Origin of the sequence: Terrimonas ginsenosidimutans (assembly GCF_022012415.1) — a bacterium.
GTDB lineage: Bacteria > Bacteroidota > Bacteroidia > Chitinophagales > Chitinophagaceae > Terrimonas_A > Terrimonas_A ginsenosidimutans.
The window spans coordinates 169,529-189,929 of the sequence record NZ_JAKLTR010000001.1; the positions used below are offsets into that span (position 1 = coordinate 169,529).

Sequence of the window (20,401 nt, forward strand, 5' to 3'; positions counted from 1 at the left end):
TTTTTAAGCAGGTAATGAAAAAGTGAAGCAGGCACCTTCGCCGGGTTTTCCTTCGCCGCGAATGCTGCCACCATGTTTGGTAATGATCCGGTCAACCAGTGCGAGTCCCACACCGGTACCTTCAAACTCGTCTGCATCATGCAGTCGTTGAAAGACCCTGAACAGTTTGTGTTTGTATTTCTGATCAAAGCCAACACCGTTATCTTTTACAAAGAATTCCCAGCTGTTGGCCTGTCTTGACGCACCGATCTGGATGCACGGGCTTTCAATCGTGCTGCTATATTTAATAGCATTGGACAGCAGGTTGCTCCATACCTGCCGCAGTGTGTTCAGGTCTGCATTTACTTTCGGCAGTTCCCCTATTTCCCATCGCACGATCTGCCGCAGATCCTGCCGGCTGCATTCCTGGATCACTTCCTCTACCAGCGCGGTGGTGTTCAGCATTGATTTTTGCAAGGCTTGTTTACCTGTGCGCGAGAAGGCCAGCAGGTCATCGATCAGTTGACCCATCTTCCCCGCGCTTTGCTGGATGATCTGGATGATCCGGTCAGCTTCTTCATCCAGCTGTCCTCCATATTCTTCTTTCAGTACGGCGGAAAAACCGATGATGCCGCGCAGCGGCGCCCGCAGATCATGCGATACAGAATAAGAGAACGACTCCAGCTCTTCGTTGCTTTTGCGCAGTTCTTCAGTACGCAACGCGATCGTCCGCTCGAGGTTAGTGTTCAATTCGCCGATATCCCGTTGCGCCTGTTTAAGTTTGGTCACATCCATCGCCACCGTCATGATCGCATCCACTTCTCCGTTCGCATCTTTCAGCGGTATATAGCGCGACACAATATCAAAGCCATTCATGATCACTTCACGTGTCATCACCCGGCCTTCCAATACAGCATTCAGTTGCGGTTCAACCTCTTTGAATACGTCCGGAGGCAGCGCCTCACCGGCCCTCTTTCCCAACAGATCGCTTTTAGCGTATCCCAGTTTTTCCAGCATATCGCCTTCGATGAGCATATAGCGGAAATCACGGTCGAGCAGGCAGATCACCGAACCGGGAATACTTGAAGCGATCGTCTTATACGTGCGTTCACTGATCAGCAACCGCTCCTGTGCTTCCTTGCGTTGCGTGATATCGGCACGGATGGCAATGTATTGATAAGGTTTACCCTGTTCATTCAGAAAAGGAACGATCGTGGTATCCACCCAATAGATCGTACCGTCCTTTGCCCTGTTGCGCATCTCGCCCTTCCAGATCTTCCCGTTGGCGATCGTCACCCATAAGTTGCGGATGAATTCTTTTGTATGATACCCGGAATTGATGATGCGGTGATCCTTTCCAATCAATTCTTCCAGCGTGTATCCCGAGATCCTGCAAAAGTTTTCATTGGCATGGGAGATGACACCTTTCTGGTCCGTGATCGCTACAATGCTTGCTTCATCCAGTGCAAAGCGATAGTCCTTGATCTCCTTCAGCATCCTGCTCATTGTATCTGCGTCTTTGCGTTTTTCTGTTACATCCTGGTAATAGACCGTCAACCCTTCTGCGGACGGATAGATCCGCGCGGCAAACCAGCTGTTCAACGGTGCAAAAAAGGCTTCCACTTCCTGCATCTGCCCCGTGCTGATCGCCTCCTTGTATTTCTGACCGAACGCGCTTTCTTCCAGCCCGGGATGAACGGTCCAGATCGGTTGACCAATGATCGATGCTTTAGCTCCCACATGATTGGCCATGGCCGCATCATTGAGGAATGTATACCGCCATTGTGTATCGACAGACATCACGCCATCGCTGATCGTGTTCAGCACAATGGTCAGTTCCTGTTCCTTGTTCTTTCTTTTGGAATGTTGTTTAAGAGATACCGCCGTTGTGTAGATCAGTAATGCGCAGGAAAGGATCACAAACCCGATGATCAGCGACCGCACTTTTGTCATCTCCCTTGCGATCTGCTGCTGGCGGTAACCGATCAGGAAAGCCGTGCGGCTGGTGCCTTTGCTGATCAGCGAATCGATCTGCAGCAGCGCCGCCAGGTGTTGCCCGCCATGATGATGTAAAATGGAATCCGGCACATTGCTGTTGAGCAGCCATTGCACTTCCTGCCCGATCAGCGAATGAAGTTGTGCAAGGGTCTGCAGATTCTGTGTGTCTATCGCTGTCTCTCTCAGTTGCTGCAACTGCCGGGCGATCTCTATGCTATCGGTAATAAAAAGTTTGAAGAAGGGGGAGGTCTTTGGCGATCTCGTCAAATCCGGGTGAGTCACTGCTGCATTATGCATCAGTTGATCCAGCCGCTGGAATCCATTGAAGACTGCCTGGTGGCGAATCGCCATGGAAGTCTGCGTACTCAGGGTTTTATTAGCAGAGTAATAAAACAACAGGATCAGTATCAGCAGCAGCGATGCCGCAATACTGACGATAAGGTTTTTATGCATTGACAAGTTGTATCGATGATGGCACCTGGCAATGCAATGGCTTGTTCACAGTTCTTCCCGCAGGTGTTTACCGCTTCGCTGACCGATTAGGTCAGTGAAGTGTGGCGGGGCATTGACCGTGATGATGATGATGTATAGCACGGTCGACGCCCCTGGCAAAAGACGTTGAATGGGATGAAAAGCGCAACCCCGGATCGGGTCAATTTTCAGGTTTTGCTCTTAGTTACCGCAAATGAAGATCGTTTTGATAATTACTGCAACAGGTTGAAGGGATTGAAAAAATGATCTCGTCGTTGACACTTCAGCTTTGTAATCCCATGCGATCAATGTAGTCCAAACTCTACTGGAAAATCATAGAATGAACGACTTTCTCCAAAATGGAGAACGGCTATTTTGGTGGAAAGGAGATATTCCTTAAACCAATTCTTATGAAGAAAATCTGCATTTTTGCTGCTTACCTCCTATCGTTATTCGGGTCAGCTGAGCTTTCGGCACAATCACCCGGACTTATTGTGCGCCCTGCCGGAGGCGCAGGTATCACCAAACTGAATCCGGATGGTAATGGCTTTGCCTCCGCAACAACTGTAGGATTTAAGCTGGATGATATACTGGAAAGCGAACTGGCCTTCAAGGTAGTTCCACCGGCGATCGGTGAACCCACCGGGGATCTTGCAACAGGTCCGTCAGGAGGATTCAGTGATATCGTGAAGAAAGTAGATGGCAGCGGATTCTATCTTCTCAAGACATCTACCGATATCTTTTTTCGCCTGCGTATAGGAAGCATCATCAGCGGCTCGAAAGCATACAGCGTATTGATAGATACCGATGGGAAAATAGGCCGGGCAGATCCGAATTATGTAGGACCATCCGGCAACAGTCCCGGTAACCCGGGCTTTGAATACGAAGTAGTGCTGGAAACAAACTTCCAGGTTGCGGTATACAGTATAGATGGAACAGTCACGCCGGGTACTCCCGTGGTCTACCCGCTTTCCACGAATGCGCAGATCTCGATGGCTTTGTCTACCGACAGTAACAACCCCGATTATTTTTATGACTGGTTCGTGCCCCTTTCAGCGATTGGTAATCCTGTTGCTGTGCGGGTGGCCGTTACAACAGTCACATCGCCTTCTTCTGCCCTGCAGGGAACACGTTCCGATATCTATGGTATTGATGATGGTGCTTTTTCCAATACGTCCACGGCCTGGCAAACGGTCATCGATGCACAACCTTCTATCAGTCTAAGCAGTTTCACCGGCGTAGCAGCTACCTGTACGAGTGCACCTCTTATCACCGGATCAGTGGCAGCAGGCATTAATGTATCCGTAGCAGGAACCTGGAACCGCCTCGATGCAACTAAACCCGCAACAGCGACGATCAGCTTATTTAAGAATGGTGTGTTGGCCGGGATAACTTCCGTTTCATCCGGAAGCGCATGGAGCGTGATCGTTCCCACCGTGTCCAATGGCGATGTATTCTATGCGCAGGCACAAGCTGTTGGAGAATCGCAATGCCTCCAGTCAAATACCGTCAGTGCAACAGCCTGCCTTAGCGCGCCGGCAGCGCCGGTACTCACCTGTGCTTCGCTAAAAGGAATTTCCGGGTCGATGCCATCAACCGCGTCTGGTAATGCCGTTGCCGTATACCTATTGCCCGCAACCACAGCCTCCCCTTTATCAAATAAGATCAGCACAGGAGTTAATACAACTTATCCCACCACCACCAGTTTTGCCTTTTATACAAATGGATGCTCCGGTGGTGCGAATAATGTGGCAACCGGCACCTATATGATCATTACAGAAAACGGAAGTTGCAGATCAGCACCTGTGTTTGTTTGCATCAATTCAGGCAGCAGTGGAGTGCCTCCCGTTATTGCATCAAATAGCTTGTCGATTGCACAACCACTTTACGCCTCTCATACATCGATCAATGGATCCGGTGCAGTGGCTGGAGACATCCTTCGTTTATTCATCAACGGAAAATATCAATCGTCCGTCACGGCGACGGCAAGCAGTTTTAGTTTTACCGGCCTTACCCTCGCTACCGGTGATCAGTTGCGGATCTATTCACAAAGCGGAAGCGCCTGTATCACCCAGTCTGCAGCGTTTACGGTCAGTTGCTCTTTGGAACCACCTGTTATTAAGGTCAACAGTTCCGCCAACCTCATAGCCGGCGCCACATCGATCACAGGAAGTTCCGCGATCGCCGGAGCATCTGTGCAGGTCTATAAAGGAATTTCGCCCGGCGGCGTTGCAACCGGCCTGCCTGTGACAACAGGCAGTTCGGGAGCGTGGTCGGTCACGGTACCCGCTCTTATAAGTGCTGAGTCTTATTATGCCATGCAGACTTACAATGGCTGCACCAGTGTTGCCTCTTCCTCTGCCACTGTGTTGACCGCTGCAGCCTGCCCCGTTATTACGGGAACTTATTCAGATGCCAGTGCTTCCGTGTCTGGTACAATGCCTGCGGCATTCACAGGTACTGTCCGCTTATACCAGGATGGCGCTCTGATCGGTTCGCAAGCGATCAGCGCGGCTACCACATGGACGATCCCGGTCGCTTCAAATACTTTATATTATGGCGGAACCCTGCACGCAACCGCGCAAAGTGCGGGAGGAACGGAGAGTTCAGGGTGTTCGACAGCCTCTGTCGGTTGCACCTCCCCACTCGCTCCATTGGTAACGCCTGCATCCTCGAGCATCGCCCCGGGGCAAACAGTTACCTATTCTATCACTAACCCAGGAACAGGATTGTGGTATTCCCTTTCAGATAACAGCGGCCTGAGCTACGCCACTTCAGTGTTGAACAATGCTGTATCGCCGTTCAATCTGACGTCAACAAGCTTTGCTGCATCCGGCACGTATCTCCTGAAAATCTCCGCCGATGCATTAACCGGATGCCCCGCAGGTTCACGATCAGTAACAGTCAATGTCAACATGGTCTTACCGCTGGTCTTACTTAATTTCAGTGGCGATTACCAGGACAACAGATCGGTGTTCAACTGGTCCGTAGCGGAAGCTGTTAACGTCAGCTTCTTTGATCTTGAACAAAGCACAGATGGCTATGCTTTCCAAAGAACGGCGCAAATCCCCTATCGTGGCAACGGAATTGCTACCACCGCTTTCAGCTACATACTGAACGAAAAACTTACAAGCACCAATTATTTCCGTCTCCGCATCGTAGACACTGATGGCAGTTATAAATATAGCCGCACGATCAGCCTTACGCCGCATACAACAACATTGGGAACAGCTTTGGTAAGCCCGAATCCTTTCACCGGTTCGCCTTATCTGAGTTATACCTCGGATAAGAGCACGCGTATTCAATGCGTCATTACGAATATCGTGGGGGGCCGGATGGTAAGCGAAGACCGGCAGGTCAATAAGGGCATCAACCAGCTTTCTCTTCTTGCTTTCGAACGCCTACCGGCAGGCTTTTATTTGTTGTCTGTGACGGATAAAGCAACGGGCGAGAAACAAACGATCAAGTTGCAGAAGGAGAAATAGAAGTAACGGAGTTTATCATCCAGGCCAATGATAGGTTGCAGTGTTCACCAACGCTGCGAACCAACAGGTAAAGAACTTTGTCGAACCCTTGAACACGGCTTCCGGTTGTCATCCTCCCCCGGATCGAGTTCGGCTTAACTATCTTTTCCCCCATTCATCCTATAAACAAATTCTTCCTTGTCATCCCGGGCCAAACTTCAAACTATAACAACCTCAAACGACGCAGACCCGGGACCAATACTATTTTCATTACAAATACCGATGTGTTTTTTCACACTATCTCCCGTTGTTTTCCTGCTTTCATATTCTCTGAACGATTGTAGATTGTTCACATGAGAACAGAATACCGCTTTTTTGTTTATATCATGTCTAACGTTACACGAAGTGTTCTTTATACAGGAGTTACAAACAACCTGGTATCACGTGTCGGACAACACAGAAGGGGTGAAAGCGAATTCACACGCCGGCATAAATGCAAGGACCTGATGTATTATGAGGAATACAATGATATCGATGTCGCGATCCATAGAGAAAAGCAACTGAAGCGATGGCGAAGACAATGGAAATTTGAGTTAATAAGAAAGGTGAATCCTTTGATGAAGGATCTGTACGGTGATTTGTTTGAATCGGGATTATGATTGTCCCGGGTCTACGTCGTTTGGGATTGTTATACGCTGAAATCAGCGTTTACTCCGGAGGATAACAAGTCTGAACGACGCAGGCCCGGGACATCACCCTTTAAGAATACTTCCCCTCTTTAACCCATTAACTCGCTGTCTCCCACCCCACTACAACCCCCATCAATGGCATTATTTACCAGCAAGTAAATAGTACCATCAACCCGTGATTTAATACAAACAGATCCCCGATCAGCTACTGTACCTTCACTGTTGAAATGGCAAAAAAGTTACCTGTATATTCTATCTGCACGATCACCGGCGTAGAAACCAAACCTGAGGAATTCATTATTTCCAGGTTTAGCCAATACCTTGCGGAAAGAAATTATTTACTGCAACCACACGGTCATTCTTTCTACCACCTTGTATTTTTTACCAGGGGCGCAGGTAAACAAGCGATTGATTTCAACAGCTTTCCTGTAAAGCCCGGACAGATCTATTTCATGATTCCCGGACAGGTTCACAGCTGGCAATTCTCAGGTGAGGTGGATGGATACATTGTCAATTTTTCAGAAAGCTTTTTCGATTCGTTTTTTAAAGAGCCCAATTACTTAGAGCGGTTTCCCTTTTTTGGCGGCTATGGGGACGACCAGGTAATACACCTCACCGGCCATTGGCTAAAGGAAGTAACAGCATTATTTGAACGATTATTGAATGAATTAAAACCCGTGAAAAACCATGCAACGGAAATGATCCGTACCCTTTTATTGCAACTATTTATTACCGTAACCAGGCAGATCGAACCAACCAGGTTAAAGCAATTATCAAAACCGGGATTCACCACACTCCGGAACTTTCAAAAACTGGTGAATGAGAATTACATACCCTTGAAATTGCCGAGCGAGTATGCTGCACGATTATACGTGACGCCTAACTACCTGAACGCACTGTGCAGGGACCTGCTGGGAAAATCCGCCGGCGAGATCATCCGTGACCGCATCATGCTTGAAGCAAAAAGATTACTGATCAATGCTGATCTCAGCATCAGTGAGATCTCATCACAATTGAATTTCCAGGACAATTCCTACTTCACTAAATTTTTCAAGAAGTATACGGGAAAAACACCTGAAGATTTCAGGAAGGATTATCAGGTCGGACTGGAGACCGACTAAAGCGAATGATACCTTGCGTCAAAATATGAACAGAAGCCTGGACGCCCAACTGATCTTCGCAAAAATAAATGTACCCATTGCTGTAATGGGAAATATTTAAGCTATCGCAACGCTTATGATTTTAAGAGCAGGATAACCATGCAGCCTATTTCGCTGAACCTGCTGAACAGATGAATGACCGGATGAAGAATTAGTGCTGATAATTTATCAGTCTGCCAACACTTTAAAGAAAGAATTTCATAACCATTATCATTGTTTGATTGGTGCTTTGATGCACCGGAGATTTTTATTAATGAATAAAAAATCCTGAAGCTGTATGCCATTTAATGTAAATGAAATTGATCTTGGTTTATTGGTGGAGAATATGCCAGACCTGATCTTCTACCTCGACATGGACAAAAAGTTACTCTCCTTCAATGCAGGGGGCAACCGGTTTTTAAAAATGATCGGCTGCCATGATCCATCCCCGGGAGACGATGTGCTTGCGTTTTTCCCGGAGAAAAAGCGAAAATTCTTACTGCATGAACTCGATCAGCTGAAGACAGGAAAGGTGTTTTCATTCGAAGACGTTTTCCCCGATGATCAGAACACCTGCTATTTTGATATCAGTCTGTATGCCCTCGCTGGTGTGACTGGTGAACAGATCGGGTTCTGCGTCTTGCTGAGGGACACAACCGATAAGCGCCAGGTAGAAGCAAAATACCGCCGTTTGTTCCATGACAATCCAATGGTCATTTATGTGATCCGGTTAAAAGACCTCGGCATACTGGAAGTGAACGAGGCCGCTATTAAACAGTATGGTTTTTCGCGGGAAGAGTTCCTGCAAAAAACCGCGCTCGACTGGCGCCTAAAAGAAGACCAGGAAAAATTGAGGGAATATTTACTGAATGTTCAGATGGGAGCTGACGATGGACCAGCCGGCGTATGGCGGCATGTGCTTAAAACCGGCGAGCACATCTTTATGGAGATCTGCCTGCATCGAACCCGGTATAATAATGAAGATGCCGTGATGACCATCGCCCAGAATGTTACCGACAAACTGGAACTGGAACGAAGGCTGGAGGAAGAAAGATTTGCGCAGCATAAACGGTTGACCGAAGCCATCATTAAGGCCCAGGAAACCGAAAGGGCTGAACTCTCCATGGAGCTGCATGACAATGTGAATCAGATCCTGGGTGCATCCCGCTTATACCTCAGTGCGGCAAAGAAATCTCCACCGGCCCGCAAGACCGAATTAATCGACAAATCCGCCGGTTATATCCTGGATGCGATCGAAGAGATCCGGCGATTATGCAAAAGCCTGGTGAGCCCGTTACAGCGTTTGCTGACCCTGGAGATGGGCATTCAGTGCCTGGCCGAGGATGTCATGTGTGTATACGATCTTTCCATCAAGACGGAGATCTGCAATTTCGAGTCGGCAGAGCTGAATGATAAGTTCAAGCTCAATCTTTTCAGGATCGTGCAGGAGCAGCTGAACAATATTATCAAACATGCAAATGCCGCCAATGTTACCATTGTATTGTCTGCAACGGATAACGGCATCCGGGTAGAGATCACCGATGACGGGCAGGGCTTTGATACCGCCTTGCAGAGAAAAGGCATCGGGCTGTCAAATATTCAAAGCCGCGCGGAATTGTATAATGGAAGTATGGAAGTTGTTTCGGCGCCGGGTGAGGGATGTAGGTTGGTGGTGGAGTTTGCGGGGAGAGAGGGGATGGGTTAGAGGGATTAGATATTGAAGATTTTTTTTGTTCAGGGAGAGTATGCTTAAAAAAGTGTGTCAATTTAAAAACAGTAAATTGATACACGATGGAAGAGAAAAAACTTGATTTAGGGACGAAGAGTCAACCTCCCTACGGTGTGGCTTGATCAATAAATAAACCCATTCATCATCCTCGGTTAACCGTCTAACAAGCTTTCCGAAATTGTCGACTTCGGGTTGCGGATGCTGATCGTCTTCTCATCATCCTGGAAGTGCTTTTCACTCAGTGAAACCACAGTATCTACTCCAAGTCTTTATAATTATCCTTTGCGCGCTGCGTCAGCGTGACGTGAATGAACCGGCCGGTTTGTTTGGTAGGAACGATGACACAGCAGTCGGCGTCGAGGGTCGCTATTGACCTTCTACCCGCTTCGGACAATAATAATCATTGGTTGAATATTGAAACGTGCGTGAGGGCCAACCCTAGAGTTCCGGCCTGCACTGGCTACAGATAAGCGCGATTCGACATGGTGGTCCTAAAATAAGGCCTACTCAACAAACTATCGCTTTCCTTAAATAACCGTCTTCCGAATACTCCCTCAACTCCTGCCGTTTAGTGCGTAATTTGAGATATTTTTGAAAGAATTATTTCTAAATTCCTTTTGAATTTAACCTCGAAACCTGGATCATTCTCGTCATTTCCTTTCCTCAACAAGGCTAACTGATTGATTAACTTATCGATTGTTGAGGAGTTGGCGCCCGGCAGCCTCTTAGCATCATTCAGTAATGTTAAGTTTTCAGCAAAGTTCTTTAATAAAACTCGATAATAATCGTTGTAAAAAGACTTGAAGTCCCTTGCTAATTGAGCAGTCTGAACGGTGAAGTCGCCCAATTTCTTTACTTCCTCTTTCTGAAGAACGACTTTGTATAAAGCTGCATTCTTGGCGGCAGTATTACTTTCGAATAACTTATCAGCAACATCTTTTGGAGAACCAATAATGCCGTTAATGTCTATTCCCAGTTCATTTTGATATCTACTAGCCAACGCCTTTATTGACGGGTAGTAGTCTTCATATTTTGCCTTGTGAAAATTCAAATCGCTTGAAAATAATAGCGATGAATTGTTGAGATTCTGGTAGAATTCAATATAAGGCATAATGGCAGAAGAAAACTGTTTTAACATATTTTGTGTGATGGGTGAAACAGCTTTGATAGCTAAACTATCACCCCCTTTTATCTTCTTTTTCAACTTATCAATAAATGGAATATTAAAGGACGCAAACGAAGAAATGACAGAAGTTACAATATTCAATGGAGGAAAAGACGTTTTCAATCCATCGACAATATTTTTGACTGTATTTCTAATCTTATTTTTTTGCTCGTCTACAATGTTAGCAGATGAGATAACCTGTTCCGCAAACGTCAGAACCTGATCAGTAAAGATAAAGCCCAGTTGGTCACTCGTTGGATTATTTACCTGATTTAGCAGGTTTGATGCTTCCGCCTGGTTTCTATCGGAAATGATGCTACCAACCGTTGTATGCAATGACGATAATAGCTCAATAGCTAATAAAGAATTTCGATAGGATTTGGAATAGTCATTTGCTGTAGACTGCGCAGTCGATGAGGTTAAGACTTTTACCGTGGATTCAAGGGTGTCTATCCTCTTTTGGAAAACCTTTAATAAGGAGTCGGTATTTACATTAGCGGCAACAGACGTTTCCGCCTGCGATTGAGCAAATATGATAAATGGAAACAGTGATGCTAAAAAGACAAATATTCGCTTACTCATTATTGTTGGTTTAGACTTTCTATATTTTTAAGTCAATTTGCCGATAAAAAATAGCCTATGGTCGACGAGGCTATATACCATTTAGATTCAAAAGAGGCTATTGGCAGAAGAAGTAAACCAATTGGGTTTGCTAAGGAATTCTCAGCGTTCAGATCTTTGAATACATATCCAGCGTACTTTTCTACATTTTCTTATGGTAACATTAATCAGCCCGCGACTTACTATAAATCCATGCAATAGGCAAAGTTGATTAAAGTTCTAAAATCATCATAGCTTATGTATCCATAACCCTCGTCTCCCCACTCCCGTCCCCAAGACCCTTTTAGCCGAATATTTCGAGACACATCGTCGTAACCGACGATACAGAATGATGTATAATTGTAACACGCCTGGCAATCATCACCCGGTTTTAGTTTGAACACTCCAGATGTATAATGTACAAAATAATCTGGCAAACGCATTCCGATTACAATAGCTTTTCCCCTATCTAATACCGCTTTAAAATTGCTTACGTCTACTGGAATTTGATAAAACCTCTTTATCTTGTATCTGTTGCTAGTAGTATCGGCAGATTTTTGGCGTTGTATATTTGCATAGTCTCCGAACTGATAAGGCCACACGGATTCCTCAACCGCCCCTTTTTCTATCAGTACTTGCAATGCTTTATCAATATAAATTCCTGACAGTTGAGTTCCTCCGGCACTATTATAAATATATCGTGGGCTGATCTGCACCGAGTAATTGAACTGCCGCTGGATTTCGATTTCGAGTGCATAGGCGATTGAAAAGCCTACCGCCGTTGCCTCGGGCCCCTGGTCCCTTACCGGTGTACTTTTTCGCGAAATATCCACTTTCGGTAAATTAATGGCTAGCCCTGGCAACTCACTTCGATCAGGTTTGTGTATGGAGCGAAAGCCGGAGAGTACCTTTCGTTTACGGTTTTCGAAGCAAGGATGGCTATCAAACGTTTCTTTTTCACATAGCGGATGTTGAACTTCGGTCAAGGATTGCCATGCTTGTTTTTCAGAAGCGCCCAGTCTTGCCATGATTGCACCCGCGAATTCATCGGCTTCCAGTTCATTTCGTCGGTGTAACTCGTTATCTGCACTCCTCAAAGTATGACCACACAGATGATGACCAATTTCGTGCGCGAGAATGGCCAAGAGAGCCCAGTTGTCTGTTTCAGGTTCAATCAGTTGTTTAATGAACTGTGGATCATAAAAAATGTATCTGATCCCGTTATCGTATACATAGGCGCGGCATGTGTTAATTTTCTCGCAAGGTTCGATCGCGAAGTTCACAGGCAATGATATGAGGCTCAAAATCTTGGTGATTAGTTGTCTTGCCAGCGTATCTGTATTTGAGTAAGCATTCATTTGATTGTATACGCATGCTTCACTTCTGACCGGACTCGACGACAAATTATAATCACAAAAAAATTGCTGCCCGTGACCATTGCACCAGGTCACTTGGAAACAGGCCCAGAGGATTGCTATTTTATAATCCATTTGAGCAAATAATAGTTATTGATAAAATTCAAGTCAACATTGCTGTCAAATCCTTTTACGTTCCCCCATTGTGTATATTGCCAACATCCTTTTTTGGAATTTTTGAAGCAGGGGTTGTCTAGAGAGAATGTTTCGCCCACCTGGAAACATCTTGGCGGCGTATAACTGTATTTAGCAATCCAAAAGTAATTGTCCTTGAAATCGTCCGCCAGGAATGCGTTATAAAAAGCCTCCCCTGTATAAATGATCACATCTGTTTTATAATGTTCTTTAAGCAACCCGATAAACGCCTTTAAATTTTTAATGAGTTCATTTTTAGGTATTAGCAGGTCGGGAGTTTTATCGCAGTCAGCAAAGCAATTTCTTTCGACATCCAGTATTGGCATCAAATCTCCTTTTTCCAGCTTGACCGTATTGATAAAATTTTCTGCCTGCTTCGCTGGCTCGGCCTTCTGATCATAAAAGTGATAAGCTCCGGTGAGGAACCCTTTAGCCTTGGCAGCACTGAAATTTTCCTTAAATCGAGCATCCACCAATGTACGCCCCTGTGTTGCTTTTGCTATAACAAATTGGATTCGATCTGGAACCGTGTCAGTCTGCACTTTATTCCAATCAATTACACCGTTCCATTTGGATATATCCACTCCATATTTACCATACTTGACGTCATCCTTCAATCTGACACCAGTATAATTATAGAATGATTGTTTTACAGTGTCATTCCTTAATAAATTCAATTTGCCAATGGATTGGGTACTATCTGACCGTATGGAAGCCCCCATGTAAAATTCTTGGTTTTCCGTCTCTTGTCCCCAAAACGCTTTTGGGAGGCATAAGATTAACAGCGTCAGGACGCTGCCCACAAAGTGTTTTCCTCGGGTCCTTACATTCTGTTTATGCGACTTCATTTGATCTTCGTTTACTGAGATTTATCTTTATTGTATCCGACTTATTTCGTCCTATTTCGATGTGCTAATGTTGCACCCGCGAAATTTCGTATAAACCGGTAATCTACGAACGCATTTATTATTCCGGACTGTAATACACCAGCAAACCATTCGTTTCTACAAGCAGTTGGTAGCATTTATCCAATACTGCGGCTGACCGATAGCAATCAGACACTGTTCATGTTGGTTACCTGCCCGGCATTCTAGCCCGGGATATAATCCGAACAGGGGGGAACAAATTAAAGGAGTTGTTTCGCGGGATGGGAAGAATTAGCCGTCACTGTAAAGGTCTATCACAGGGGTCAAAATAGCAACCGTTTTTTCACCCCTGCAGAGATAGTGTTTTCACCCTCTAACTGCTTGGCTACAATCAGCTTGCAGCTGTATTTATCGTGGCTTTGTAGCCCATCTTGACATCTCGGCTAATTCTTTGAGTAATTGGTTCTTAAGTTTTTCAATTTTCTTGTAGAATTTAATGCGCATTACATTACTTGCCGCCGGGAGCTGTTTTGCGACAAGTTTTGCGTCAAAAATGTGACGCAAAAGCTGGTTTTGCGACAACATTTTTGACGTAAAAGTATAACCCCTTAAATATCAACAATGTACCCTTGACGTATTGAATGTTTTCGACAATACTTTAGAGTAGGATGCGAATCAGAAGAGTATGAAATCTCTTAGATCGAACATTCTCCATCGATCAGATCATCTATAATACTCTACAAATCACGGAAGCGAGGCGACATGAAAAACAGCGATTAATTATCTCCTGACCAAAATAAGAATACTTGACCTCACAACAACATGAAAGTATGTCAATAAGCAACAACCCTTCAACTCCATACCCCTAAAATAATCGTCCAAATACTATGCAAGAGCTCCCCCAATTTGTATTTTGACTATCTAAAAAGCCCCCCGTAATCGAACAGCCTGATGAGATTCATTATCGCTATCATAGCAGCAATTGCCGGGTATTTGATTTATCTCTGGACAAAACACAAGAGAAAAAAACAAGCCGACCTTCTGATCTGGGAAGCGAAAGCAAGAAAGCATCGTCTTGTCGAAATCACCGGGCTTCTACCGGAGATCCAAACTGCCGTAACGCAATTCTTTTCACATACCAAAAACTATGACGCAGGATATTTCGCCAATTATGAACTCAATACCTGGAGAACCGCTGTTTCGGGGATCTATGAGGCTGTTAAGGACAGGAGCTATGATGATCTCGGGCTTGATGAAAAAGATATTTCGACGATAAAATTGCTATTTGACTATTACAAGAACGGTTCTACGCACAGAGATCAGTACAATCAAGAATTTATCAGCCAGGAACTCATCAAGTATAGCGCCTTCTTTGATAATGTAGAAAAAAGAAAATTAGACGATCAGCAACGGACCGCCATTGTCACTGACGAAGATAACAATCTGATCATTGCGGGTGCCGGTTCGGGAAAAACCACTACGATTGTCGGCAAGGTGACCTACCTGATAGATCGCTATAAAGTATCCCCCGACCAGATCTTGCTGATCTCCTTTACCAGTAAATCTGCATCTACCCTCGCAGGCCGGATCAATGTTCCCGGGGTCGAAGCAAAAACATTCCACAAATTCGGGAAAGATGTTATTGCAGCTGTAGAACAAAAACAACCGAGCATATTTGATGAAAAACAGTTCCAGCAGTTGATCACAGGTTTCTTTACAGAACTTTTGCGAAACCCTGCCTATCTCAATAAAGTCACTACCTTTTTTACAGGGTTCCTCAAGATTGTAAGATCGCAGGATGAATTTAAAACCCGGGGAGAATACGTCCAGTACTTAAAAGATCAGAACTTCAGTACTTACAAGACAAGATCCATTCAAACCAAAGGCAAGGCAACTGCAAAACGGGAGGTTGTCAAAAGCATAGAAGAATGCAAGATCGGCAATTATCTCTTTTTCAATAATGTGGAATATGAGTATGAGTTTCCATACAAACATGATACAGCTACACAAACGCACCGTCAATACAAGCCCGACTTTACTATCAATCCGAGTGCAAACACTGTTTACCTGGAGCATTTTGGCATCAATAAGAATGGAAAAGTTGCGCACTTCTTTGCCGACAAAGAAAAAGGAGAAACGACTGAACAGGCAACCAAAAAATACACAGACGGCATAGAGTGGAAAAGAGAACTACATAAGACCCACGGTACGACCCTGATTGAGACTTTCAGCCACGAGATGTTTGACAACATACTTTTTGAGAACCTGGCCAAAAACCTAACTGCTGCTGGTGTGCAGATCAAGCCTAAATCGCCCGAAGAGATCTGGGAGATCATTTCAGCGTCAGCAAAAGATGAAGTTGACAGTTTTACACTCCTGTTCCAGACATTCATCACCCTCATGAAATCCAACAATTATTCAATAGATGATGTAAAACTCAGAAATGATCAGATATCGAATAAAGTTCATCGAAAACGTAACGAGCTCTTTATTGAGATCATTGATCCCATATATCAAATGTATCAAACGTACTTGGCTGAAAGAAAAGAGATCGATTTTAGTGACATGATCAACAAGGCCGCCAGCTACATAGCGACCGGGAGATATCAAAGGAAGCTGAGCTATGTGATCATTGACGAATTCCAGGATATATCCATTGGCAGGTATCAGCTTGTCAAAGCAATAAAAGATACCAACCCTTCCTGCAAACTCTTCTGCGTGGGTGACGACTGGCAATCGATTTATCGATTCAGCGGAAGCGATATTACCTTATTCAAGGAGTTTGAAAAATACTTTGGTCATACAGAAAAGGCAAAGATCGAAACAACCTACCGGTTTTATGATCCACTGATCAATCTATCAAGCAGTTTTATTCTCAAGAACCCCAATCAAACCAAAAAGCAATTAAAAGGGTTTAGCAGTGGCAGATCTTCAACATACAAGATCACATACTCTTTTTCTGACAATCAGGATGACACGTTTGCTTTACGGGATATATTCAATGAACTGATTGCTTCCGGTGCAGCAAAGGGTAAAGAAATCTTGGTCCTGGGCCGCTATTCTTTCGACATTGACAGGATAAAAAATGAAGGAAATGTGTTCACTATAAATAAGGCAAATGAAACAATCAGCTATAGCGTCAAGTCAACTGGTGGCGAAGTCCATCGCCTGTCTGCGCAATTTATGACGGTGCATAAATCAAAAGGATTGGAGGCCGATATTGTCATTGTCATCAATTGCAATTCCGGGAAACACGGCTTTCCTTCCGGCATGTCCGATGATCCTGTCCTCAATCTGCTGCTAAGCGATGCTGATCAATTTGAAAACGGCGAAGAAAGAAGACTATTCTATGTAGCCATGACGAGGGCAAAGGAGTTAGTGTACTTTGTCGCAGATAGCTCCTATAAATCAAAATTTATCGCTGAACTGGAAGTGGAAAACGTGGCTTCGAAGATCAAAAAGTGCCCGAGGTGTAAAACGGCAGACCTGGTAAAAAGAACCGGGACAAAGAATGGAAAAGAATGGGCGTTTTATGGGTGTACAAACTTTATGTATGGTTGTAGGTATCAGGAATGGGCGGGAAATGAACAGAGATAAAGAATCCGGACGAAGGTCAAAGTTTAGCGTCAGAACCTTTAATCTTAGCATGGATAAGATTTCTCAATTTTTCTACTGACATCGTATCGATGCTTTTATGGAGCATCCGATGGCAATTTGCGCAGACCAACGCGAGATCATCGAGCGAAGTGTTTTTTGATTTTTGGAAACTGGCTAAGGGTACCCGATGGTGACACTCAATAAAATCTTTACCCAAGTCACCGTAGAAAGTAATGAAGTCAAATTCGCAAGCTTCACAAGAGAGTTTTCCTGAACGCTCCAGCGCTTGCTTCTTTTTTTTTAAAATAATAATTGGATTCCTTTCGATCACCTTATGGTATTTGTATAAGATCTGGCCTTCCGATACAGTGTCGCTGATTGTTTGTTCGTCCTCTTCGACGGACTGTAGCTGCTGGCGAAGTTCTGGATCTCCCGAAATCTGCCTGATCTCTGTAGCGATCCGGCGCAGGAGCTGACGCTGTTGATAGAACTCCTCAAAAACGGCCCTGTCTAGTCTGGATAAACTCGTCATTCCCTTGCCATGATAATCAGGATCTAGTGCAAGAAAGTTCGATAGCTTAAGGGTGACACCGTTTGCATTACGGAACCGTTCTTTATCAGGTCGATCCTGGAACAAGGGAAGTTGGTTAAGAGTGTGACTTAAGGCTATGATCTTTTTGTTTTTGTCGTCGATAGGGCCTCTATGTTCATCAAAGTAAAGGTCCAAAGCAAGAATGATTTCGTCTCGGTGCCACTTGGGGTTACGCATGGAAGCATTGTCGCGAGGAAAAATTGTCCCGTAAACAAAGTAAACTTAGACTTTTTTCTAATAAGAAACAATCTGGCAGATAAGGCAGGTCTAGGAGAGTTCAAAAAATCGTCACTGCGTTCACTAAAAAGGGCCGTGAGATACGGTCGCATCTTTTCTCTCGCAACTCTGAGAGCGTCGTAAACATTAATCTTCCCCTAAGTTCTTTCGCTTGATATAAATCGAAAATATCGGGTATCACCAAAAAGAAAAATTGACCTTGATTTCAAGCAACTCCTATTGCACTACCACTTCTAAGCTGCTACGTAGACGTATAACGTATTTACTACGTTTCTAGATTAACATTTTTGTATGGACCAAAAAACTTATCACCATTAAAATGAATGAGATGATCTGGGTTATCAGCGGTCCATACTTCACTCTCCCAACCTATCAACCCCACGTTTTTACGGAACGCGGCTTTTGAGATAAAAGCAGTAATAAATATTAAGCTAGCAGTACAGCCATGCAACTTCTGCTTTAGCTCAAATATTCGCTCGTCACTCATTGGGCCAGCACTATAGAATGCTTCTATTAAATAAAGCCAATTTTTAGAAGCGTCATAAGCAACAATATCTGGCAACGAACCCTGCCGCATGTCAAAAAAACCAAGCTCCAGCAAACGATCGTCATTCTTAAGTAGATATTTATTGGCGGCGTCGCCCACATATAAAACTTCACAGCCATTTCCATAACGCGGCAAAAACTCTTCAATTATCTCCCTTTGCAATTGATTATGCCCTCCTTGTGAAAATTCCAAAGTGTGACCAGAAGGTAGTTTTATCTTTATTTTTGGTATATCACGTGGGGATAGTAAAATTTCTGAAAGATTAGGCCGATTTTTTACAAATAATTTTAATTTAATACCCCACTCCTCAGATTTGTAATGAACTATTAAATCTTTAAAGTCAGAGCTTACCGTATATCCACGGGTTGGATCGTTTTTAGCTGCACTGGGGTTGTCAGCGCTATTAAGTACAAGTTCCGCAAGTATGGGCAACTTCAGATGCTCACGTATATCATCGTAAGAGCCAAAAGATCTTTGTTCCTCAAAATGCTCATTTATGTATTTGATTATTGCACGAGTTGTAAGATGTCGATTTTCCGCTTGTCCCATTGCTTCTTTCCAGTTAGAAGAAATGCCTACTACGGCAAGAAACGCCATCGCCATATTTTCCAAAGCACGTTCACTTTTACCAGAAAATGGTATTCCCACACTCTCTAAAATATCCAATGCCTCATTGAGGATTTTGTGAATAGCTGGAGATTTTTTCGATTTTAAAAGATAGTCCTTCATGCCCGGCCTATTTTTTATCAGATTTTCGTATCGTTATAGCTTTACTTGCTAAACATTCTTTAACTGCAGTCGCGAGCTTAAAAGCTAATAACGGAGGCACAGCATTACCAATCTGATAATACTGACTAGTTTCAGCCCCGCAAAATTGAAAGTTATCGGGAAAGCTTTGAAGGCGAGCTGCTTCTCGAACAAGTAAACGCCTTCGCCTGCCATCAGGGAGCTTAACACGATGCATATCACCAGTAGCACCAGCAAGGTTCCGACAAGTCAGTGTACGCGACGGACGGTCAGGATAAAGATCACGGGGGTTTACACAAGAAGATGCTTTTTCATAATTCGCTATATAAAGATCTTGAGCGGGTGTAAGAAATTTACTGCCTAAAGGAGCCTTCGTCATCCAATCTGATATTGCATCACCAACTGTGACTTTCTTTGTGCTAGCTTCAGGAAATGTAAATGTTGAATGATGGCCAACCACTACGAGTCTCTCCCTATTTTGGGGAACACCATACTGCACCGCATTTACTAACTTATGATCGACCAAGTACCCCAAATCTTTTAACTGTTCTAACAAAATTTCAAAGTACCACTTATTGGCATATAGTAATCCTCTTACATTTTCAAATAAGAAAACTGCAGGTTTAACCTTTCGGATAGCATCTATAAAAATAGGAAATCCGTTACGTGTATCTTCAATACCTTTCTGATTCCCTCCTACACTAAATGGTTGACAAGGTGGTCCGCCAATAACGACTGTCGCTTTAGGGTATTCGAAATTCAAATCCAACTTTTCAGTGTAGCAATCACCTTTGAGGTTCTTACGGTATGTCTCTGCCGCATCTGGATTCATTTCAAACCCAGTTGTTTTAAATCCTGCTGCTTCAAAACCTAAGGACAACCCTCCGCAGCCAGCAAACAAATCAAGTACTGTTGCCTTCTCTGTAATTGCAGGTTGTAACGTTTTATTAATTAAAGAGATATAATTCATCAATAGGTTTTAACAAAGGTATGAAAAAAAGCGAAAATACTAAAGAATTTAGAATCAAGCG

General features: G+C 44.2%; 12 protein-coding genes. 5 read left to right on the top strand and 7 right to left on the bottom strand.

Annotated elements, in window-relative coordinates; translation table 11 throughout:
• Positions 1-3: 3 nt before the first annotated feature.
• Positions 4-2,430, bottom strand: a complete 2,427-nt coding sequence (locus LZZ85_RS00645; RefSeq protein WP_237867987.1) for a PAS domain-containing sensor histidine kinase — start codon at positions 2,428-2,430, stop codon at positions 4-6.
• A gap of 428 nt (positions 2,431-2,858) precedes the next feature.
• Here LZZ85_RS00645 and LZZ85_RS00650 point away from each other — a divergent pair, with 428 nt between their 5' ends.
• From LZZ85_RS00650 to LZZ85_RS00665, 4 genes are all read left to right on the top strand, one after another.
• The gene (locus LZZ85_RS00650) at positions 2,859-5,933 is read left to right on the top strand and encodes a T9SS type A sorting domain-containing protein (protein ID WP_237867988.1); all 3,075 of its coding nucleotides are present in this window, start codon (positions 2,859-2,861) and stop codon (positions 5,931-5,933) included.
• A gap of 332 nt (positions 5,934-6,265) precedes the next feature.
• The gene (locus LZZ85_RS00655; RefSeq protein ID WP_237867989.1) at positions 6,266-6,571 is read left to right on the top strand and encodes a GIY-YIG nuclease family protein; all 306 of its coding nucleotides are present in this window, start codon (positions 6,266-6,268) and stop codon (positions 6,569-6,571) included.
• Positions 6,572-6,828: 257 nt separating this feature from the next.
• Positions 6,829-7,722, top strand: coding sequence for a helix-turn-helix domain-containing protein (locus LZZ85_RS00660; protein ID WP_237867990.1), 894 nt, complete (start codon positions 6,829-6,831; stop codon positions 7,720-7,722).
• 316 nt (positions 7,723-8,038) lie between these two features.
• The gene (locus tag LZZ85_RS00665) at positions 8,039-9,445 is read left to right on the top strand and encodes a PAS domain-containing sensor histidine kinase (RefSeq protein ID WP_237867991.1); all 1,407 of its coding nucleotides are present in this window, start codon (positions 8,039-8,041) and stop codon (positions 9,443-9,445) included.
• Between the two features lie 592 nt (positions 9,446-10,037).
• On the opposite strand, the gene LZZ85_RS00670 is transcribed toward LZZ85_RS00665, so the two are convergent.
• From LZZ85_RS00670 to LZZ85_RS00680, 3 genes are all read right to left on the bottom strand, one after another.
• A complete protein-coding gene (locus LZZ85_RS00670) occupies positions 10,038-11,216 on the bottom strand; it encodes a hypothetical protein (RefSeq protein WP_237867992.1) in 1,179 nt (392 codons plus the stop codon).
• A gap of 221 nt (positions 11,217-11,437) precedes the next feature.
• Entirely contained in the window at positions 11,438-12,724 is a 1,287-nt protein-coding gene (locus LZZ85_RS00675; protein WP_237867993.1) for a C1 family peptidase, read from the bottom strand.
• A complete protein-coding gene (locus LZZ85_RS00680; RefSeq protein ID WP_237867994.1) occupies positions 12,709-13,632 on the bottom strand; it encodes a glycoside hydrolase family 25 protein in 924 nt (307 codons plus the stop codon). The genes LZZ85_RS00675 and LZZ85_RS00680 overlap by 16 nt, the downstream gene beginning before the upstream one ends.
• 969 nt (positions 13,633-14,601) lie before the next feature.
• Here LZZ85_RS00680 and LZZ85_RS00685 point away from each other — a divergent pair.
• The gene (locus LZZ85_RS00685) at positions 14,602-17,247 is read left to right on the top strand and encodes a UvrD-helicase domain-containing protein (protein ID WP_237867995.1); all 2,646 of its coding nucleotides are present in this window, start codon (positions 14,602-14,604) and stop codon (positions 17,245-17,247) included.
• 16 nt (positions 17,248-17,263) lie between these two features.
• On the opposite strand, the gene LZZ85_RS00690 is transcribed toward LZZ85_RS00685, so the two are convergent.
• The 3 genes from LZZ85_RS00690 to LZZ85_RS00700 all read right to left on the bottom strand — a co-directional run bounded on the left by LZZ85_RS00690 (position 17,264) and on the right by LZZ85_RS00700 (position 20,340).
• On the bottom strand, positions 17,264-18,016 hold the full coding sequence (locus tag LZZ85_RS00690) for an HNH endonuclease (protein ID WP_237867996.1): 753 nt from the start codon (positions 18,014-18,016) through the stop codon (positions 17,264-17,266).
• A gap of 325 nt (positions 18,017-18,341) precedes the next feature.
• Positions 18,342-19,352, bottom strand: coding sequence for a BsuBI/PstI family type II restriction endonuclease (locus LZZ85_RS00695; RefSeq protein WP_237867997.1), 1,011 nt, complete (start codon positions 19,350-19,352; stop codon positions 18,342-18,344).
• 7 nt (positions 19,353-19,359) lie between these two features.
• On the bottom strand, positions 19,360-20,340 hold the full coding sequence (locus LZZ85_RS00700; protein WP_237867998.1) for a DNA cytosine methyltransferase: 981 nt from the start codon (positions 20,338-20,340) through the stop codon (positions 19,360-19,362).
• Positions 20,341-20,401 lie beyond the last annotated feature (61 nt).